This is a genomic window from Bradyrhizobium sp. B097 (assembly GCF_038957035.1).
Lineage (GTDB): Bacteria > Pseudomonadota > Alphaproteobacteria > Rhizobiales > Xanthobacteraceae > Bradyrhizobium.
Genome location: NZ_CP152412.1, coordinates 620,751 through 637,713 on the forward strand (window position 1 = coordinate 620,751; position 16,963 = coordinate 637,713).

The window sequence follows — 16,963 nt, forward strand, 5'->3', positions numbered from 1 at the left end:
TAGCAAAGGGACGAGATCATGAGTATCGCATCGCCGGCCGAGGACGAGCAGGTCAAACTCTGGAACAGCGCTGCCGGGCGCGCCTGGGTCGAGACCCGCGACGTGCTCGAAGCGATGTTCAAGCCGCTCGAAGAGCTGCTCGTGCGGGCGGTGGTCGATGCCGCGGCGAGCCATGTGCTCGATATCGGCTGCGGCACGGGCGCCACGACATTCGCCGTCGCACACGTGCTCGGCCCGCAGGGGCGTTGCACCGGCATCGACATCTCCGAACCGATGATCGCGGCGGCGCGTGACCGCGCGGAGCGGGAAGGGCGGCCGGCCGACTTCATCTGCGCCGACGCACAGACCCATGGCTTTGCGCCGGCGAGCTTCGACATCGTTATCTCGCGTCTCGGCGTGATGTTCTTTGCCGATCCGGTGCAGGCTTTCGCCAATCTCCGGCGGGCGGCCCGGCCGGGTGCCGCGCTGCGCTTCATCGTGTGGCGCGCCGCCGCCGAGAACCCGTTCATGACGACGGCGGAGCGGGCGGCAAAGCCGCTGCTGCCGGATCTTCCGGCGCGGCGTCCCGATGCGCCGGGGCAGTTCGGCTTCGCGGACCGGAACCGGGTCGAAAGCATCCTGGAAGACAGCGGCTGGAGCGCGATCGCGATCGAGCCAGTCGATGTCGCCTTGCGCTTTCCGGCATCGGTGCTGACCCGTTATGTGAGCTGGCTCGGCCCGGTCGGTACGATGCTGCAGGAGATGGAAGAGCCGCGCCGCACCCAGGTGATCGAAACCGTGCGCGACGCCTTCGACCGCTACATCCACGGCAGCGAAATTCGCTTCACCGCGGCCTGCTGGATGGTCACGGCGCGAGCGCCAGTGGAGGCTGCGAATGGTTGACGCCATGGATTTTCTGGCGCGCGCGGTGCTGATCGGGACCGGCGCGACGGTCGTGATGGACATCTGGGGGATGGTCCGCAAGCGCCTGCTCGGCATCCCGTCGCTGGACTATGCCCTGGTTGGCCGCTGGCTCGACCATCTCGCATCCGGCCGCCTGCGCCACGACCGCATCGCCGCGTCGCCGCCGGTCGCGGGCGAACGGGTGATCGGATGGGCGGCGCATTATCTGATCGGGATCGGCTTTGCCGGCGTGCTGCTTGCGATCTTCGGCCTCGATTGGGCGCGGCAGCCCAGCATCGCTCCGGCTCTGATCGTCGGGATCGGCAGCGTGGCCGCGCCGTTCCTGGTGATGCAGCCCGCGATGGGCGCGGGCTTTGCCGCGAGCCGGACGCCGCAGCCATGGGCGGCGCGGCTGCAGAGCCTCCTGACGCATGCGGTGTTCGGCGTTGGGCTCTACGCGGCCGGCTGGCTCGTCAGTTTGGTGAATTCGTAGCCCGGATGAAGCGAAGCGTAATCCGGGAACAGTATCGCCCATGGAGCGAACCCCGGATTTCGCTGCGCTTCATCCGGGCTACAAACTCCATCTGCGCTACGGAATTACGCCGCCCGCTGCTTCAAGAGATCTTCGAGATCCAGCCGCCGCGTGAACATCGAAAGCTTGCCGTCCGCGCTGCGCGGCCATTCGGCTTCTGGTCGGTCCCAGTAGAGCTCGACGCCGTTCTCGTCGGGATCGCGCAGATACAGCGCCTGGCTGACGCCGTGGTCGCTGGCGCCGTCGAGCTGGATGCCGGCCGACAGCACGCGATGCAGCGCATCGGCGAGTGCCGGGCGGGTCGGATAAAGGATGGCGGTGTGGAACAGGCCGGTGGTGCCTGATGGAGGCGGATGGCCGCCCTTGCTCTCCCAGGTGTTGAGGCCGATGTGGTGATGATAGCCGCCGGCCGAGATGAAGGCCGCGTCCGCGCCCATGCGCTGCTGCAGCTCGAAGCCGAGCACGCCGCAATAGAAGCCGAGCGCCCGCTCGAGATCGGCGACCTTGAGGTGGACATGCCCGATCCGCGTGCCCGCGATGATGGGGGGATTTTCCGGCATGAGCTGGCTCCGTTGGCATCAACGCCGTGCCGTCAGGGGCAAGGCTTCGCCGCCTGATATAGTCCGGATTTGCCGGGGCGGAGCAATCCATCCTGAAACGCAGCGTTTCCGAACGGCGCCACGGCAGGCTGAGCCTAGAGCATGATCCGGAAAAGTGTGAAGCGGTTTTCCGAAAAGATCATGCTCAAACAAGAAGCTAAAGCGCGATGACGATTCAACTTGATCTCATCGCGCTTTAGCAGAGTTCCGACAGCTCGCCGCCCGGCAGCTGGAAATCGAATGTGTTCAGCGTCATCGACACCATGGTGTAGTAGCCGCAGAGGCCGATCACCTCGACCAGTCCGCGCAGGCTCAGCACCTCGACCGCCTCGTCATACAGTCCCTTCGGCAGGCCGTGACCTTCGTGCAGCGCCTTGGCGACGTCGTAGATCATCCTGGCCTTGGGATCGTCGAAAGTCGGCGTCCGGCGCACGCGAATGTCCTCGATGATCTTCGGATCGAGGCCGCCCTTCAGCGCGAGGCGCTTGTGGGCATACCATTCGTAATGCGCGGTCCAGTGCCGGGCGGTGACGAGGATCGCGATCTCCGACAGCTTCGGCGGGAAGACCGTGTCGAAGCGCAGCACCTCGCCGAGCCGCGTGGCATGCCGCGCCATCTCCGGGCTGTTCAGCCAGGCCATCATCGGCGCCGGTGGCGCGCCGCGCTTGCCGGAGATCGACTCGTCGTAGGTTTCTTTCTGGGCGGGGTTCATTTCGCTAGGCGAAAGCAGCTTCAGCCGCATGTCCGTTTCCTCTTGTTTTTCAATCGTTACCCCGTCTCGGCGATACACCCGATCGCGTAAGGTGAGTAGCGACGCCAGAGCATGGCGCGGCTGCGAGGCATATTGAACTCGGCGGCCGCGCGGGGCTAAGGTCGATTCCAATTCGACGATTTTGACTGGAAACGCACCATGGCTGACCTCGAGAAATTCCGCGCCGAGACCCGCGCCTGGCTGGAGCAGAACTGCCCGGCCGAGATGCGTAAACCGATGACCTCCGATGGCGACACCTTCTGGGGTGGCCGCAACGCGAAATTCTCGTCGGACGCGCAGCGGGTCTGGTTCGAGCGGATGCGCGACAAGGGTTGGACCGTGCCGCATTGGCCGAAGCAATATGGCGGCGGCGGCCTCGACGGCGAGGAAGCCAAGATCGTGCGCCAGGAGATGGCGGCGATCGGCGCGCGCCAGCCGCTGACCTCGTTCGGCATCTCGATGCTCGGACCGGCGCTGCTGCAATACGGCACCGAGGAGCAGAAGAAGGAGCATCTGCCGAAGATCACCGCGGGCCTGATCCGCTGGTGCCAGGGCTATTCCGAGCCGAACGCCGGCTCCGACCTCGCCTCGCTGCAGACCCGGGCGGTCGGCGACGGCGACGACTACATCATCAACGGCCAGAAGATCTGGACCTCCTACGCCAACTATGCCGACTGGATCTTCTGCCTGGTGCGCACCGATCCCGCGGCCAAGAAGCACGACGGCATCAGTTTCATTCTCTTCGACATGACGTCGAAGGGGGTGTCCACAAAACCGATCCTGCTGATCTCCGGCTATTCGCCGTTCTGCGAAACCTTCTTCGACAATGTCCGGGTGCCGAAATCGCATGTCGTGGGCACCGTCAATCGCGGCTGGGACGTCGCGAAATATCTGCTGCAGCACGAGCGCGCGATGATCTCGGGCATGGGCGAGCGCGGCGTCGGCCGTCCGCTCGGCCAGATCGCCGCCGACTCGGTCGGCGCGGACGCGCAAGGGCGGCTCGACGACGCCCAGCTGCGCAGCCAGATCGCGAACTTCGAGGTCGACGAGGCCGCGCTCGCTGCTGCGGCGGAGCGCGCGGTCGATCTCGCCAAGGCGGGGCAGTCGCATCCGGCGTTCTCCTCGGCGATGAAATATTACGGCACCGAGCTCAACAAGCGGCGCTACGAGATCCTGATGTCGGCGGGCGGCATTGACGCGCTGGAATGGGAGAGCGACCGCTCCAGGGGCGGCGCCCGTCCGCGCGCCTGGCTGCGCACCAAGGCCAACTCGATCGAGGGCGGCACCTCGGAGGTGATGCTCGGCATCGTCGCCAAGCGCATCCTCGACCTGCCGGGCGCATGAGGCACAGTTTCACCATGCGTCATTCCGGGATGGCCCAAAGGGCCAGGCCCGGAATCCATAATCACGATCGGGAGTATGGATTCCGGGCTCGCGACGATGTCGCGCCCCGGAATGACGAACTCAACATCGTCTCAATTTGAATTATCGAAGAGCGGAATCCACCCATGGCCCTCGTCCTCACCGAAGAACAATCCATGCTGCGCGACAGTGCGCGCGGTCTCATCAGCGACAAGGCGCCGGTCGCGCATCTGCGCTCCTTGCGCGACAGCAAGGACTCTACCGGCTTCTCGCGCGAGCTCTGGAAGACCTTCGCCGAGATGGGCTTCTCCGGCCTGTTGGTGCCGGACCAGTTTGGCGGCAGCGGGCTCGGCTGCGTCGAGGCCGGCATTGTGATGGAGGAGATCGGCCGCACCCTGATGCCCTCGCCATTCCTCGCGACCTCGGTGCTTGCCGCCTCGGCGCTGTCGCGCGGCGGCAGCGAGGCGCAGAAGGCGCAGCATCTGCCTGGCATCGCCGACGGCTCGCTGCTCGCGGCGCTCGCGATCGACGAGGGCGCGAAGCATCGCCCGCTACAGACGAAACTGCAGGCCACGCGGTCCGGCAACGGCTTCAAGCTGTCCGGCGACAAGGCCTTCGTGGTCGACGGCCACACCGCTGATCTTTTGATCGTCGCGGCGCGCACGGCCGGCAGCGCCGGCGACAGGAACGGGTTGACGCTGTTCCTGGTCGATCCGAAGGCGAAGGGGCTCGCGGTCGAGCGGACGGCGATGGTCGATTCGCACAACGCGGCGCGCATCGTGTTCGACAATGTCGAGGTCAATGCCGACAGCGTGCTCGGCGAGGTCGATCAGGGGGGCGGGCTGCTCGAAGGTGTGCTCAATATCAGCCGCGGCGCGGTCGCGTCCGAAATGGTCGGTCTCTCCGACGAGGTGTTCGGCCGCACCGTGACCTATCTGAAGGAGCGCAAGCAGTTCGGCAAGGCGATCGGCGAATTCCAGGCGCTGCAGCACCGTGCCGCCGAGCTCTACATCGATATCGAGATCACCCGCGCCGCCGTGTTGAAGGCGTTGCAGGCGCTCGATGCCGATCCGGGCAAGGCCGCCACTGCGGTCGCGGTCGCCAAGGCGCGCGCCGGCACCACCGCGACGCGCGCCGTCCAGGAAGGCGTGCAGATGCATGGCGGCATGGGCATGACCGACCAGTTCGACATCGGCTTCTTCATGAAGCGCGCCCGCGTCTGCCAGGAGCTGTTCGGCGACAGCAATTTTCACACCGACCAACTGGCGAGCGGCAAGGGGTACTGAGCGAGGGCGACGGCGCCGCCGCGCAACTCACCGTCATCGCCACGCAACTCACTGTCATCGCCCGGCTCGACCGGGCGATCCAGTATTCCAGAGACGCTGGTGCTTAAGCGCAGAAGCCGCGGCGTCCTGGATCACCCGCTTTCGCGGGTGATGACAATTGCGGAGGCGGTAACAGCGGTGGTCTAAGCCGCGTTGTCGATCAGCGGCGGGACATCTCCGCACAACTCGCTGTCATCGCCCGGCTCGACCGGGCGATCCAGTATTCCAGAGGCGCTTGTGCTTGAGCGGAGAAGCCGCGGCGTACTGGATCGCCCGCTTTCGCGGGCGATGACAGTTGAGGGTGCGGTAGCAGCGGTGGTCTTAACCCGTGCTGTCGATCAACGAATCGGCGGGGCGTACTGGACGCCGCCGGCGTTCCAGAGCTGGTTCATGCCGCGCGGAATCTTCAGCTTGGAATCGGCGCCGACGTTGCGGTCGTAGACCTCGCCGTAATTACCGACATGGCGGATGATGCGCACGGCCCAGTCCTTAGTCAGGCCGAGATCCTCGCCATAGGAGCCCTCGGTGCCGACCAGCCGCATGACTTCCGGCTTCTTCGACTTCAGCGCCTCGTCGATATTCTTCGAGGTGATGCCGAGTTCTTCGGCGTTGATCATGGCGTAGAGCGTCCACTTCACGATCATCATCCAGTCGTCGTCGCGGAGCCGGACCACCGGCGCCAGCGGCTCCTTGGAGATGATGTCGGCCAGGATGGTGTGGTCGCTCGGCTTGGAGAGATTGAGCCTGAGCGCATAGAGCTGCGAGGCGTCCGACGTCAGCGTGTCGCACTGGCCGGTGTCATAGGCCTTCACGACATCCTCCAGCTTGTCGAACTTCATCTCCGTGTACTTCATGTTGTTGGCACGGAAATAGTCCGCGAGGTTGAGCTGCGTCGTGGTGTTGGCCTGCACGCAGACCTTGCTGCCGTTCAGGTCGAGCGCGGAATCGATGTTGCGCGAGCGCGGCAGCATGAAGCCCTGGCCGTCATAATAGGCGACCGCCGGGAAATAGAGGTCGTAATTGGTCTCGCGCGACATGCTCCAGGTGGAGTTGCGCGAGAGGATGTCGACCTTGCGGTTCTGCAGCTCCTTGAAGCGTTCGCTGGCGTCGAGCGGAACGAACTTCGCCTTGGTCGGATCGTCGAAGATCGCCGAGGCCACCGCGCGGCAGAAGTCGACGTCGAAGCCGGTCCAGTTGCCCTTGTCGTCGGGGATCGAGAAGCCCGGCAGGCCCTTGTTGACGCCGCACATCACGTCGCCGCGGCGGACGGTGCGCTTCAGCGTGCGGGTGTCGTAACGCTCATAGGTGATGGCGGCGGCCGCAACCAGCGCGGCGATCGCGAGCCCGATCGTCAGGCCGCCTCGAAATGTACGCATGGGTTCTCTCTCGCGAATGATCGGGGAAAAACAGGTCGGATATCGAAGGCGGGTGGGTCGAGATTACAGTTCAGGCTTCTGCCGGATGATCACCTTGGTGCCGACCGGAACGCGGTTGTAGAGATCGGCGACGTCGGCGTTGACCAGGCGGAAGCAACCGGACGAGATCGCGGTGCCGATGGTGTCGGGCCGGTTGGTGCCGTGGATGCGGTACACCGTGGTGCCGAGATACATCGCGCGCGCGCCGAGCGGATTGCCCGGGCCGCCCGCCATGAAGCGCGGCAGATAGGGCTGGCGGGCGATCATTTCCGGCGGCGGGGTCCAATCCGGCCACTCGGCCTTGCGGGTGATGGTCACCAGCCCCTGCCACGTGAAGCCGTCGCGGCCGACGCCGATGCCGTAGCGGAGCGCGCGGCCGTTGCCCTGCACGAGGTAAAGATGGCGTTCGGCGGTGGAGACGATGATGGTGCCCGGCGCCTCATTGGTCCGGTAGTAGACGACCTGCTTCTGCCATTCCGGATCGAGCTCGTAGCTGTCGTCGGCGACCAGGCCCGGCTCGTCGGCATCCGGGCGGCTCTGGGCAAAGCCCTGCGACGTCGACAGCACGAGCGCGCCCGTGGCGATCAACATCCAGACCAGGTGACGAAGTTTCGTCATGCAAAGCTCTCCTTGTTGGCGCAGCGGCCAATGGCTCCACCCAAATCGCGGTAACATCAAATCTCAGCGGCAGCTTGATGGCAAGTTTAGGGCGGGCGTCACATTATATCACTGTAATGCTTCTGTTTTTTGTCATTGGGCCCGTGACACGCCGCGTGGGCGGCCTTATTTCGGCGCAATCCAGAGGCGCAACGCGAAAGAGACCAGGGTCACGGTGCCGACGCCGCCGAGCCAGAGCGCTGCGAACCACAGCAGGCGCTGGCCGAGCGGCCGCTGATTCGGCACGAGAGCCATTTCCGTTCCGATGGAATCGGAACGAGGCTCTCGATTGTCTTTTTGACGCGTTTTCTTGACGCGAACCGGGATCCACTTCGCTGGAAAACGCTCTGGCGCCATCAGTGGTATCCGTGGCCGGGGCGCACCTTGCCGCGGAACACCCAATAGGCCCAGGCGGTGTAGCCGAGGATCAGCGGCACCAGGATCGAGACCCCGAACAGCATGAAGATCTGGCTGTTCGCCGGCGACGCCGCCTGCCAGATCGTGATGCTCTGCGGCACGATGTACGGATACATGCTGATGCCGAGCCCGGCATAGGACAGTGCGAACAGGGCGAGCGTCAGGAAGAACGGCTGGTGGTCGTTCTTGTTGCTGAGGGCGCGCAGCAGGAGCGCGGTGACGGCGGCGACCGCGATCGGCACCGGCGCGGTGAGGATGATGTTGGGCCAGGCGAACCAGCGCTGGGTGTACTGCACGGCCAGGAACGGCGTTGCGATGCTGACGGCGCCGATCGCGCACAGCATCGCGACCAACAACATCCAGCTCAGATGATAGGCGCGCTCGCGCAGCTCGCCTTCGGTCTTCATCACCAGCCAGGTCGCCCCCAGCAGCGCATAGCCGATCACAAGCGCTATGCCGGTCAGGACGCTGAACGCCGTCAGCCAGTCCCACCAGCCGCCGGCATAGTGGCGCCCCTCGACATGGATGCCCTGCAGGATGGCGCCGAGCGCGATCCCCTGCGCCAGCGTCGCGACCAGCGAGCCGCCGGCGAAGGCGAGATCCCATTTGTTGCGCGCCTTCTGGGTCCGCCAGCGGAATTCGAAGGCGACGCCGCGAAACACGAGGCCAAGCAGCATCGCGATCATCGGGGTGTAGAGCGCCGGCATCAGCACCGCATAGGCCAGCGGAAACGCCGCCATCATGCCGCCGCCGCCGAGCACCAGCCAGGTCTCGTTGCCGTCCCACACCGGCGCCACCGTGTTCATGATGACGTCGCGATCGGCCTTTTGCGGGAACAGCGGAAACAGGATGCCGAGGCCGAGATCGAAGCCGTCCATCACGACGTAGACGAACACGGCGAAGGCGATGATGAAGGCCCAGATCGTGGTCAGATCGACGGCGAAGCTCATCGCGCGCCCCCCACGGCTGCACCTGCCGCCGGCGTGATGCCGGCCGCACGGGCGGGAAGGTCTTTTGTCGGGCCTTGCTCGCCGGGATGCGGCGGCTGCGCCATCAGCCGCAGGATATAGATCACGCCCGCGGTGAACACGGCAAAATAGACGATGATGAAGGCGATCAGCGAGGAGCCCACCGCCGGCGCTGCCAGCGGCGATACCGAATCGGTGGTGCGCAGCAGCCCGTAGACCGTGAACGGTTGCCGCCCGGTCTCGGTGGTGATCCAGCCGGCGAGCACCGCGATGAAGCCCGCCGGGCCCATCAGGACTGCGAAGCGATGCAGCAGCTGTGACTGGTACATCATGCCGCGCCAACGCATCAGCAGGCTGAACAGGCCGAGCCCCAGGATCAGGAAGCCGAGCCCGACCATGATGCGGAACGACCAGAAGGTGATCGGCACCGGCGGCCAGTTCTCGCGCGGCACCGTGTCGAGGCCGGCGAGCGGCGCGTCGAGCGAATGCTTCAGGATCAGCGACGACAGTTTCGGCACCTCGATCGCGTATTTCACCTTGGCATCGCGCTGGTCGGGCCAGCCGAACAGGATCAGCGGCGCACCGTCCTTGTGGCTTTGATAATGGCCTTCCATCGCCATCACCTTGGCCGGCTGGTGCTCCAGCGTGTTGAGGCCGTGCTGGTCGCCGGCGAGGATCTGGATCGGCGCCACCAGGGTCGCCATCCACATCGCCATCGAGAACATCACGCGCGGGCCGGCGAGATGCTGGTCACGCAGCAGGTGCCAGGCGCCGACCCCGCCGACCACCAGCGAAGTGGTGAGGTACGCCGCCAGCACCATGTGCACGAGGCGATAAGGGAAGGACGGATTGAAGATCACCTTGAGCCAGTCGGCGGCGACGAACTGGCCGTCGGCATTGACGGCATGGCCGGTCGGCGTCTGCATCCAGGAATTGGCCGACAGAATCCAGAACGCGGAGATCAGCGTGCCGATCGCGACCATCAGCGTCGCCACGAAATGCAGCCTGGGGCCGACGCGTTCGAGCCCGAACAGCATCACGCCGAGAAAGCCCGCCTCGAGGAAGAATGCGGTCAAGACCTCATAGGCCATCATCGGGCCGATCACCGGCCCGGTCTTGTCGGCAAAGGACGACCAGTTGGTGCCGAACTGGTAGGACATCACGATGCCCGAGACCACGCCCATGCCGAACGCGACCGCGAAGATCTTCAGCCAGTAATTGAACAGGTTGATGTAGACCTCGCGCCCGGTGGCCAGCCACAGCGCTTCCAGCACCGCGAGGTAGCTCGCAAGCCCGATCGAGAATGCGGGAAACACGATGTGGAACGACATCGTGAAAGCGAATTGCGCGCGGGCGAGTACGACCGCATCCCAGCCTTCGAACATCACGCACCGTCCGTCGTCAATTTCGGGCGCGATCACGTTCGGGATCGCGCATTCCCGGCGTTGAGCCTATCATGCCGGGAATGACGGCGGATTGTCCAATTAGCTGACAAATTGTCCAATCAGCTATTGGCGTTGAGCAGCCGGGCGACGGTGCGGTCGATCTCGTCGTACTGGCCCTCGCCGGCGTGCTGGAACACGATCTTGCCGTTCTGGTCGATGATGTATTGCGCCGGCCAATACTCGTTGTGGTAGGCGTTCCAGGTCTGCGAATTGTTGTCCTGGGCCACCGGATAGAGGATGCCGTGCCGCTTCAGCGCCGCCTGCACGTTGGAGGCCGAATGCTCGAACGGGAATTCCGGCGTGTGGACCCCGATCACGACGAGGCCGCGATCCCGGTACTTTGAATAAAGTTGGGTGACGTGCGGCAGCGTGTTGACGCAGTTGACGCAGCCATAGGTCCAGAAATCCACCAGCACGACCTTGCCGCGCAAATCGGCGAGCTTGAGCGGCTGCGAATTGAACCAGTTGCTGATCCCGACCAATTCGGGCGCGGTCTGGCTCTGCGCGGCGGTCATCGCGGTGGCCATCGGAACGGGCACGGCCGGCGCGTTGGGCTCGGTGCAGAGGCCGGGGATGACGGCGCCGCCGAGGCCAAGGCCCGCCACCAGGGTGGAAACAGCAATCAAGCGCAGGGACATCGATCTCTCCTTATGAGCTCACAGGCCGATCTGGCCGTTGGGATAGAACTGGGTCAGCCACGCCACGATCAGCGTGTCGTATTGCAGGTAGGACAGCGCGGCGAAGCCGATGATGACGACGCCAAATCCCTGTTGGAGGCGCGGCGCGATCCGCGCCATGCTGCGCACGCGGGTGGTGACCGCCTGCCCGCCATAGGCAATGGCAAGCATCGGGATCGCGGCGCCGATCGCGTAGGTCACGAGCTGCAGGCTCGCCCACGCCGTGTTCTTCGAGGTCGCGACGATGGTCAGGATCGAGCCGAGCACGGGACCGGCGCACGGCGTCCACACCAGGCCGAGCGTAGAGCCGAGCACGAAGCCGCCGAACAGGCTCGGCGACGGTCCGGCCTGACCAAGGCTGCCGGCTGCGCCGGTCAGCCGGATCGACAGCCATTCGAACGGCGCCGGCCAGATCATCAGGAGGCCGAAGCCCGCGAGCAGGATGGCCGCGCCGGTCCGCAGCAGGTTCGGATCGAAATCAAAGGCGCGCGTGATCGCACTCAGCAGCAATGCCACGGCAGAGAATGACATCACGAAGCCGAGCGCGATCATCGCGGGCCGCGCCTTGCCGGTCTGGCCTATCGATACCCCAAGCAGGATCGGCAGCATCGGCAGGGTGCAAGGGGCGGCGACGGTGGCGACACCGGCAAGCAGGGCTAGGGCAAGGCTGAGCATCGTCGTCCGTCCATCAGAACTCCCGGCGCGCCAGAAGGCCGTGCCGGGTACGTCTGATGTTCTTCGCGAGGACGGCGTGGGCCGTTACGGCCGTCCGGGTGCCGATGACGTCACGTCAGCGTGAGGCCGATGTCATGCGCTCCGCGGCTCACGCATCCCATCGGCTGCAGGCAGGGGAGTACGTGTTGTTTTTAGAAGTTTGTTTGCCGCGCTCGCGCCACCCAATCAGTGTCATCGCCCGGCTTGCCCGGGCGACGACAGTCTTTTTGACGCCGACCGCATGACCGCCCCCGACCATCGCAAGTTGCCGCGCCAAAAACGGAGCGACCCGGCTGGGGGGCATCCCGGCCGGGTCGTTGGAGGTTACTTGGGAGGTTAGAACTTAAGGAGGTATCGAAACCTGGGTCAGTGAATTGGGGTTGGGGTTGCGTCGTTGGATATGGGTATAGAGATCGCGTTTTTCCGGGTGATGTCGTCGATTGTTTCAATTGTTTCGTCGCCGAACTTTTTTGGCTTCGTGGACAATTGCCCGGGTTACTAAATAACTGAATTTGCTTTACTTTAGGCCGCGACGCTGTCGACGCCGGCGCCCCTCAGGAGGTCGGCGAGCTGCTTGCGGGCATAGAACATGCGGGTCTTCACCGTGCTCTGCGGGATACCGATGATCTGGCCGGCCTCCTCGACCGACTTCTCATGGTAGTAGACCAGATTGATGATCTCGCGGTGGGCCGGCGACAGCTTGGCGACGCAGGCGCGCAGGATTTCGCTGGTGGTGGCGCGATCGAGCGAGGTTTCCGGCGTGTCGGCGCCATCGGCGATCTCTAGCACGTCCTCCTGGTCGATGTCCTCATGCCTGCGCTGGCGCAGCGCGGTCAGCGCCTTGAAGCGGGCGATCGACAGCAGCCAGGTCGAGACCTGCGAGCGGCCCTCGAACTGGGCCGCGGTGCGCCAGACGTCGAGGAACACCTGGCTGACCAGGTCCTCGGCCATCGTGGTGTCGCGCACCATGCGGAGCACGAAGCGGTAAACCCGGACGTTGTGACGGGCATAGAGCGTGTGCATCGAGGTGCGGTTATTCTTGGCGATATGCGCGAGCAGCGTTTCATCCGAGGTCGCGCGTGCAGCGTCGATGTGCTTGTTGGCTGCAGAGTTGATGGCGATGACGTTCGGCATGACAGGCTCCCAGTTCGCCGTTGGGCGGCGGTTCGTTGGGAGAATTGTTAGTTAGTGCCCGTTTCCGGATGTCTGCGCGAAAAGCGGAAAATGGTTTCGTGACCGGGAGAATTGTTTCGTCGCGGCCCCGGCGACGAAACATTCGGGACCAAAAAGCCAGTCATTTCAACACGCGGAAAATTCCAATGGCCGGATTTGCCGCTGTCGGAACGAATCCGGCCCATGACTTTTGGCACTTATCCGCTACCCGCGGCCTATTCGGCCGCCTGCAGCGCGGGCGCCGCCTTTTTCGGGGCAATCCAGAACGCATCGGGCCGCTCGAACAGGAAATTGGCCCGGGCCGCCAGCGCCAGCCGCCAGATCAGGAGGGAGCCTGCGACGCCGACCGCGGTGACGATCAGCGCGACCCAGCCGATGTCGTGGATGACATCGGACCGCAGCAGAAGGGTGCGCGTCGCGGCCATCGGCAGGAAGAAGGCAAGATAGATCACGATCGAGTGCTCGCCGCAGAAGCGCAGGAAGCCGAGCCAGTGCGCGCGCGCCAGCAGCGTGCCGGTCACGATGATCGCACAGGCGCCGGCAAGGCCGAGGGCCAGCGAGACGATCGGCCATTCACTGACATCGAGCGCAACCAGGCTGCCATTGACGAGCGCCCATAGCCCAAGCCCGAGCAGTGCGAATGCGGGCCGCGCCCGCGCGCGGTCCGACAGCGCGAACACGTAGGCAGCGAGCACATAGCCGGTGAAGAAGTAGACGAAGCGGGCGCAGAACTCGTCGATCACGGTCCAGCCGGTCACGACATGCGCGCTCTCCAGCGCCGCGGCAACCAGCCAGATCGCGAGCGGGTGGATGTTGCGCGTGAGCTTGGTGACGACGAAGAAGATCGGCAGCAGATAGATGAACCACAGCGTGCCGAACGGCTCGATGAAGGCCTCGAGATATTGCAGCCCGACACCGGCCCAGCCTGCCTCGGCGGCCAGCGACGGTGCCTTGAAGCCGAACTGGATCGTCACCCACAGCACGTAGAAATAGGCGAAGTGCATCACCTTGCGGTCGAGATAGGTGCGCCAGTCGCGATCGATCACGACCGGCAGGAACAGCCCCGAGATCAGGAAGAAGTCCGGCATCCGGAACGGTTTTGCGAACATCACGACATAGTGCATGAAGCCGGTCTGCTCGGCGGCCTTCTCGACCCCCAGCACCGAATGCATCATCACGACCATGACGATGCAGATGCCCTTGGCATAGTCGACCCAATCGACGCGCGCCGCCGCATTCCCGGCGGAACGATCTGTCGCAGCCTGTGTGCCGTTTGTGGTCATCCTTGTCCCGTTCCGGCGTGATCGGGCTCATCATCGGCCCGATCGGTTGCTTTCTCCTTTATCCATACAAAGGATGTGCCGCCGAACCCGGGGACCTTTCCCCGGTTCCCTGGACCCGGCGAATGGTCTAAGAGGCCCGGAAATCCTAGAAGAAGCCGTGCTTTGTTAACCACAGGACGCAGGTCGGCCGAGGGCCGCTGCCGCGATGAGACTCCTTGCCGCACCATTTCGATAGCCCGCTGCCGATCGACGCCGTGCTCGATGAGCTCGACCGCACGCTCGATCGACACAATGCCGCCGTGCTGGTCGCGCCGCCGGGCGCCGGCAAGACCACGCGCGTGCCGCTGGCATTGCTCGATGCGCCCTGGGCCAAGGGCAAGAAGATCATCGTGCTGGAGCCGCGCCGCATCGCCGCGCGCGCCAGCGCCGAGCGGATGGCGAAGACGCTCGGCGAACGGCCCGGAGAGACCGTCGGCTATCGGGTGCGCTTCGGCTCGAAGGTGTCGCGCGCGACGCGGATCGAGGTCGTCACCGAGGGCATCTTCTCGCGCCAGATCCTCGACGATCCCGAGCTCACCGGCGTCGCCGCGGTGCTGTTCGACGAATTCCACGAGCGCTCGCTCGATGCCGATCTCGGGCTGGCGCTGGCGCGCGACGTGCAAACCGGCCTGCGCGAGGACCTGCGCATCCTCGTGATGTCGGCCACACTCGACGGCGCGCGCGTCGCAAGGCTGCTCGGCGACGCGCCCGTGGTCGAGAGCGAGGGGCGCGCCTTTCCGGTCGAGACCCGTTACGTCGGCCGCAAGGCCGACGCGCCGCTGGAGCGGCAGATGGCCGAGACGATCGCGACCGCGCTACGCGCCGATGCCGGCTCGGTGCTCGCCTTCCTGCCGGGCGCGGCCGAGATCCGCCGCACTCAGACATTTCTCGCCGAGCGCGTGCATGACGCCTCGGTCGAGATCGTGCCGCTGTTCGGCGCGCTCGATGCCGCCGTGCAGGATCGCGCCATCGCGCCGGCGCCGAAGGGCATCCGCAAGGTGGTGCTGGCGACCTCGATCGCCGAGACCTCGCTGACCATCGAGGGCGTGCGCATCGTGGTGGACTCGGGCCTTGCGCGGGTGCCGCGCTATGAGCCGGATATTGCGCTGACCCGGCTCGAGACCGTGCGGGCCTCGCGCGCCGCGGTCGATCAGCGGCGCGGCCGCGCCGGCCGTACCGAGCCCGGCGTCTGCTACCGGCTCTGGGACGAGCCGCAGACCGCATCGCTCCCGGCCTACACCGCGCCGGAGATCCTCTCCGCCGACCTGTCCTCGCTGGTGCTCGACCTCGCGCAATGGGGCGTCAGCGATCCCGCAAGCCTTGCCTTCCTCGACCCGCCGCCCGGGCCGGCACTGAAGGAAGCGAGATCGCTGCTCGACGAACTCGGTGCGCTCGACGGCGACGGCCGCATCACCGAGGAGGGCAAGAGCCTGCGCGCGCTGGCACTGCCGCCGCGGCTGGCGCGCATGATCGTGGATTCCGCGCGCTTCGGTGCCGGCGAGGAGGCGGCCGAGATCGCCGCGGTGCTGAGCGAGCGCGGGCTCGGCGGCGACAGCGTCGATCTCGACGTCAGGCTCGATCAGTTCCGCCGCGACCGCTCGCAGCGGGCAACGAGCGCGCGCAGCATGGCCGCGCGCTGGGCTTCGCAGGTGAAGGCGGCGGTGAGCGAGCAGAAGGATCTCTCCACCGGCGTCATGCTGGCCTTCGCATTCCCGGACCGTGTCGCGAAAAACCGCGGCAATGGCAGTTTCGTGCTGGCCAACGGCCGCGGCGCCGCCGTGGAGCAGACCGCGGCGCTGGCGCGGCTGCCCACTATCGCGGTCGCCGAACTGACCGGCACCGCCGCGAGCGGCCGCATCCTGCTGGCGGCGCCGATCACCCAGGACGAGATCGAGCAGCGCTTCGCCGATCAGATCGAGAATGTGGAAGAGGTGACGTTCGACCGCGGCGCGATGGCACTGCGCGCGCGGCGCCGGCGTTCGCTGCACGCGATCACGCTTTCGGAAGCGCCGATGTCGCTCAAGCCATCGGCCGAGACTGCGCGCGTGTTCGCCGACGGTTTGATCGCTGTCGGTCTCGACCGGCTGCCGTGGTCGAAGCATTCGAAGCAGTGGCGCGATCGAATCATGTTCCTGCGCAAGGCCGAGGACGACAGCTGGCCCGATCTGTCGGACACGGCACTTGCCGCGCGGGCCGACGATTGGCTGGTGGGAGCGCTGTACGACAAGACCGCGCTGAAGGATCTGTCCGCCGGCGACCTGTCTGACGCGCTGATGACGCTGTTGCCGTGGGAATTGCGCGCGCGGCTCGATCGCGAGGCGCCGACGCATTTCGAGGCGCCGACCGGAACGCAGCTTGCGATCGATTACGAGGCCGAGCAGGGCCCGACCATCGCGGTGCGGCTGCAGGAGTTGTTCGGGCTCAACACCCATCCCTCGATCGCCAGGGGCGCGGTGCCGCTGGTGCTGGAACTGCTGTCGCCGGCGCAGCGCCCGGTGCAGGTGACGCGCGATCTGCCGGGTTTTTGGCGCGGCAGCTACGCTGCGGTGCGTTCCGATCTGCGCGGCCGCTATCCGCGCCATCCCTGGCCCGAAGATCCCGCCAGCGCGCTGCCGACAAGGCGGGTGAAGCCGCGCGGCACCTAACGGGTCGCGAATTTCATGTATCGCCGTCATTGCGAGGAGCGATAGCGACGAAGCAATCCATCGTTCCGCGCATGCCGCA

Annotated in this window: 16 protein-coding genes; 5 read left to right on the forward strand and 11 right to left on the reverse strand. The window is 65.5% G+C overall.

Features of this window, described 5'->3' with window-relative positions:
• The first annotated feature begins 18 nt into the window (after nt 1-18).
• On the forward strand, nt 19-882 hold the full coding sequence (locus AAFG07_RS02870; protein WP_342725931.1) for a class I SAM-dependent methyltransferase: 864 nt from the start codon (nt 19-21) through the stop codon (nt 880-882).
• Nucleotides 875-1,375 carry a DUF2938 domain-containing protein gene (locus AAFG07_RS02875; protein WP_342725932.1) on the forward strand — a complete coding sequence of 167 codons (501 nt, stop codon included), beginning with the start codon at nt 875-877 and terminating at the stop codon, nt 1,373-1,375. Before AAFG07_RS02870 ends, AAFG07_RS02875 begins: the two co-directional genes overlap by 8 nt.
• A 104-nt stretch (nt 1,376-1,479) precedes the next feature.
• Here the strand turns inward: AAFG07_RS02875 and AAFG07_RS02880 are convergent, their stop codons facing one another.
• A complete protein-coding gene (locus tag AAFG07_RS02880) occupies nt 1,480-1,974 on the reverse strand; it encodes a VOC family protein (RefSeq protein WP_342725933.1) in 495 nt (164 codons plus the stop codon).
• A gap of 235 nt (nt 1,975-2,209) precedes the next feature.
• Entirely contained in the window at nt 2,210-2,755 is a 546-nt protein-coding gene (locus AAFG07_RS02885; RefSeq protein WP_342725934.1) for a carboxymuconolactone decarboxylase family protein, read from the reverse strand.
• A 168-nt stretch (nt 2,756-2,923) separates the two neighbouring features.
• Here AAFG07_RS02885 and AAFG07_RS02890 point away from each other — a divergent pair, with 168 nt between their 5' ends.
• The gene (locus AAFG07_RS02890; protein WP_342725935.1) at nt 2,924-4,108 is read left to right on the forward strand and encodes an acyl-CoA dehydrogenase family protein; all 1,185 of its coding nucleotides are present in this window, start codon (nt 2,924-2,926) and stop codon (nt 4,106-4,108) included.
• 164 nt (nt 4,109-4,272) lie between these two features.
• A complete protein-coding gene (locus AAFG07_RS02895; RefSeq protein ID WP_342725936.1) occupies nt 4,273-5,412 on the forward strand; it encodes an acyl-CoA dehydrogenase in 1,140 nt (379 codons plus the stop codon).
• A 377-nt stretch (nt 5,413-5,789) separates the two neighbouring features.
• Here AAFG07_RS02895 and AAFG07_RS02900 read toward each other — a convergent pair whose 3' ends face one another.
• The 9 genes from AAFG07_RS02900 to AAFG07_RS02940 all read right to left on the reverse strand — a co-directional run bounded on the left by AAFG07_RS02900 (nt 5,790) and on the right by AAFG07_RS02940 (nt 14,200).
• A complete protein-coding gene (locus AAFG07_RS02900; RefSeq protein WP_342725938.1) occupies nt 5,790-6,827 on the reverse strand; it encodes an amino acid ABC transporter substrate-binding protein in 1,038 nt (345 codons plus the stop codon).
• A 63-nt stretch (nt 6,828-6,890) separates the two neighbouring features.
• Nucleotides 6,891-7,484, reverse strand: a complete 594-nt coding sequence (locus tag AAFG07_RS02905; RefSeq protein ID WP_229167489.1) for a L,D-transpeptidase — start codon at nt 7,482-7,484, stop codon at nt 6,891-6,893.
• 165 nt (nt 7,485-7,649) lie between these two features.
• Nucleotides 7,650-7,778: a DUF2474 domain-containing protein gene (locus tag AAFG07_RS02910; protein WP_092122578.1), complete on the reverse strand. Its 129-nt coding sequence runs from the start codon at nt 7,776-7,778 to the stop codon at nt 7,650-7,652.
• A 101-nt stretch (nt 7,779-7,879) separates the two neighbouring features.
• A complete protein-coding gene (gene cydB, locus AAFG07_RS02915) occupies nt 7,880-8,890 on the reverse strand; it encodes a cytochrome d ubiquinol oxidase subunit II (RefSeq protein WP_342725939.1) in 1,011 nt (336 codons plus the stop codon).
• Complete coding sequence (locus AAFG07_RS02920; protein WP_342725940.1) at nt 8,887-10,293, reverse strand: cytochrome ubiquinol oxidase subunit I; 1,407 nt, start codon at nt 10,291-10,293, stop codon at nt 8,887-8,889. The genes cydB and AAFG07_RS02920 overlap by 4 nt, the downstream gene beginning before the upstream one ends.
• A gap of 119 nt (nt 10,294-10,412) precedes the next feature.
• Entirely contained in the window at nt 10,413-10,991 is a 579-nt protein-coding gene (locus AAFG07_RS02925; protein ID WP_342725941.1) for a thioredoxin family protein, read from the reverse strand.
• Between the two features lie 18 nt (nt 10,992-11,009).
• The gene (locus AAFG07_RS02930; protein WP_342725942.1) at nt 11,010-11,705 is read right to left on the reverse strand and encodes a cytochrome c biogenesis CcdA family protein; all 696 of its coding nucleotides are present in this window, start codon (nt 11,703-11,705) and stop codon (nt 11,010-11,012) included.
• Between the two features lie 561 nt (nt 11,706-12,266).
• The gene (locus AAFG07_RS02935) at nt 12,267-12,878 is read right to left on the reverse strand and encodes a sigma-70 family RNA polymerase sigma factor (RefSeq protein WP_342725943.1); all 612 of its coding nucleotides are present in this window, start codon (nt 12,876-12,878) and stop codon (nt 12,267-12,269) included.
• Nucleotides 12,879-13,132: 254 nt separating this feature from the next.
• Nucleotides 13,133-14,200 (reverse strand): acyltransferase family protein, encoded by a 1,068-nt coding sequence (locus AAFG07_RS02940; protein WP_342725944.1) that lies wholly within the window; start codon nt 14,198-14,200, stop codon nt 13,133-13,135.
• Between the two features lie 215 nt (nt 14,201-14,415).
• On the opposite strand from AAFG07_RS02940, the gene hrpB reads away from it, so the two are divergent.
• Nucleotides 14,416-16,884 (forward strand): ATP-dependent helicase HrpB, encoded by a 2,469-nt coding sequence (gene hrpB, locus AAFG07_RS02945; protein WP_342725945.1) that lies wholly within the window; start codon nt 14,416-14,418, stop codon nt 16,882-16,884.
• The last annotated feature ends 79 nt before the right edge of the window (nt 16,885-16,963 follow it).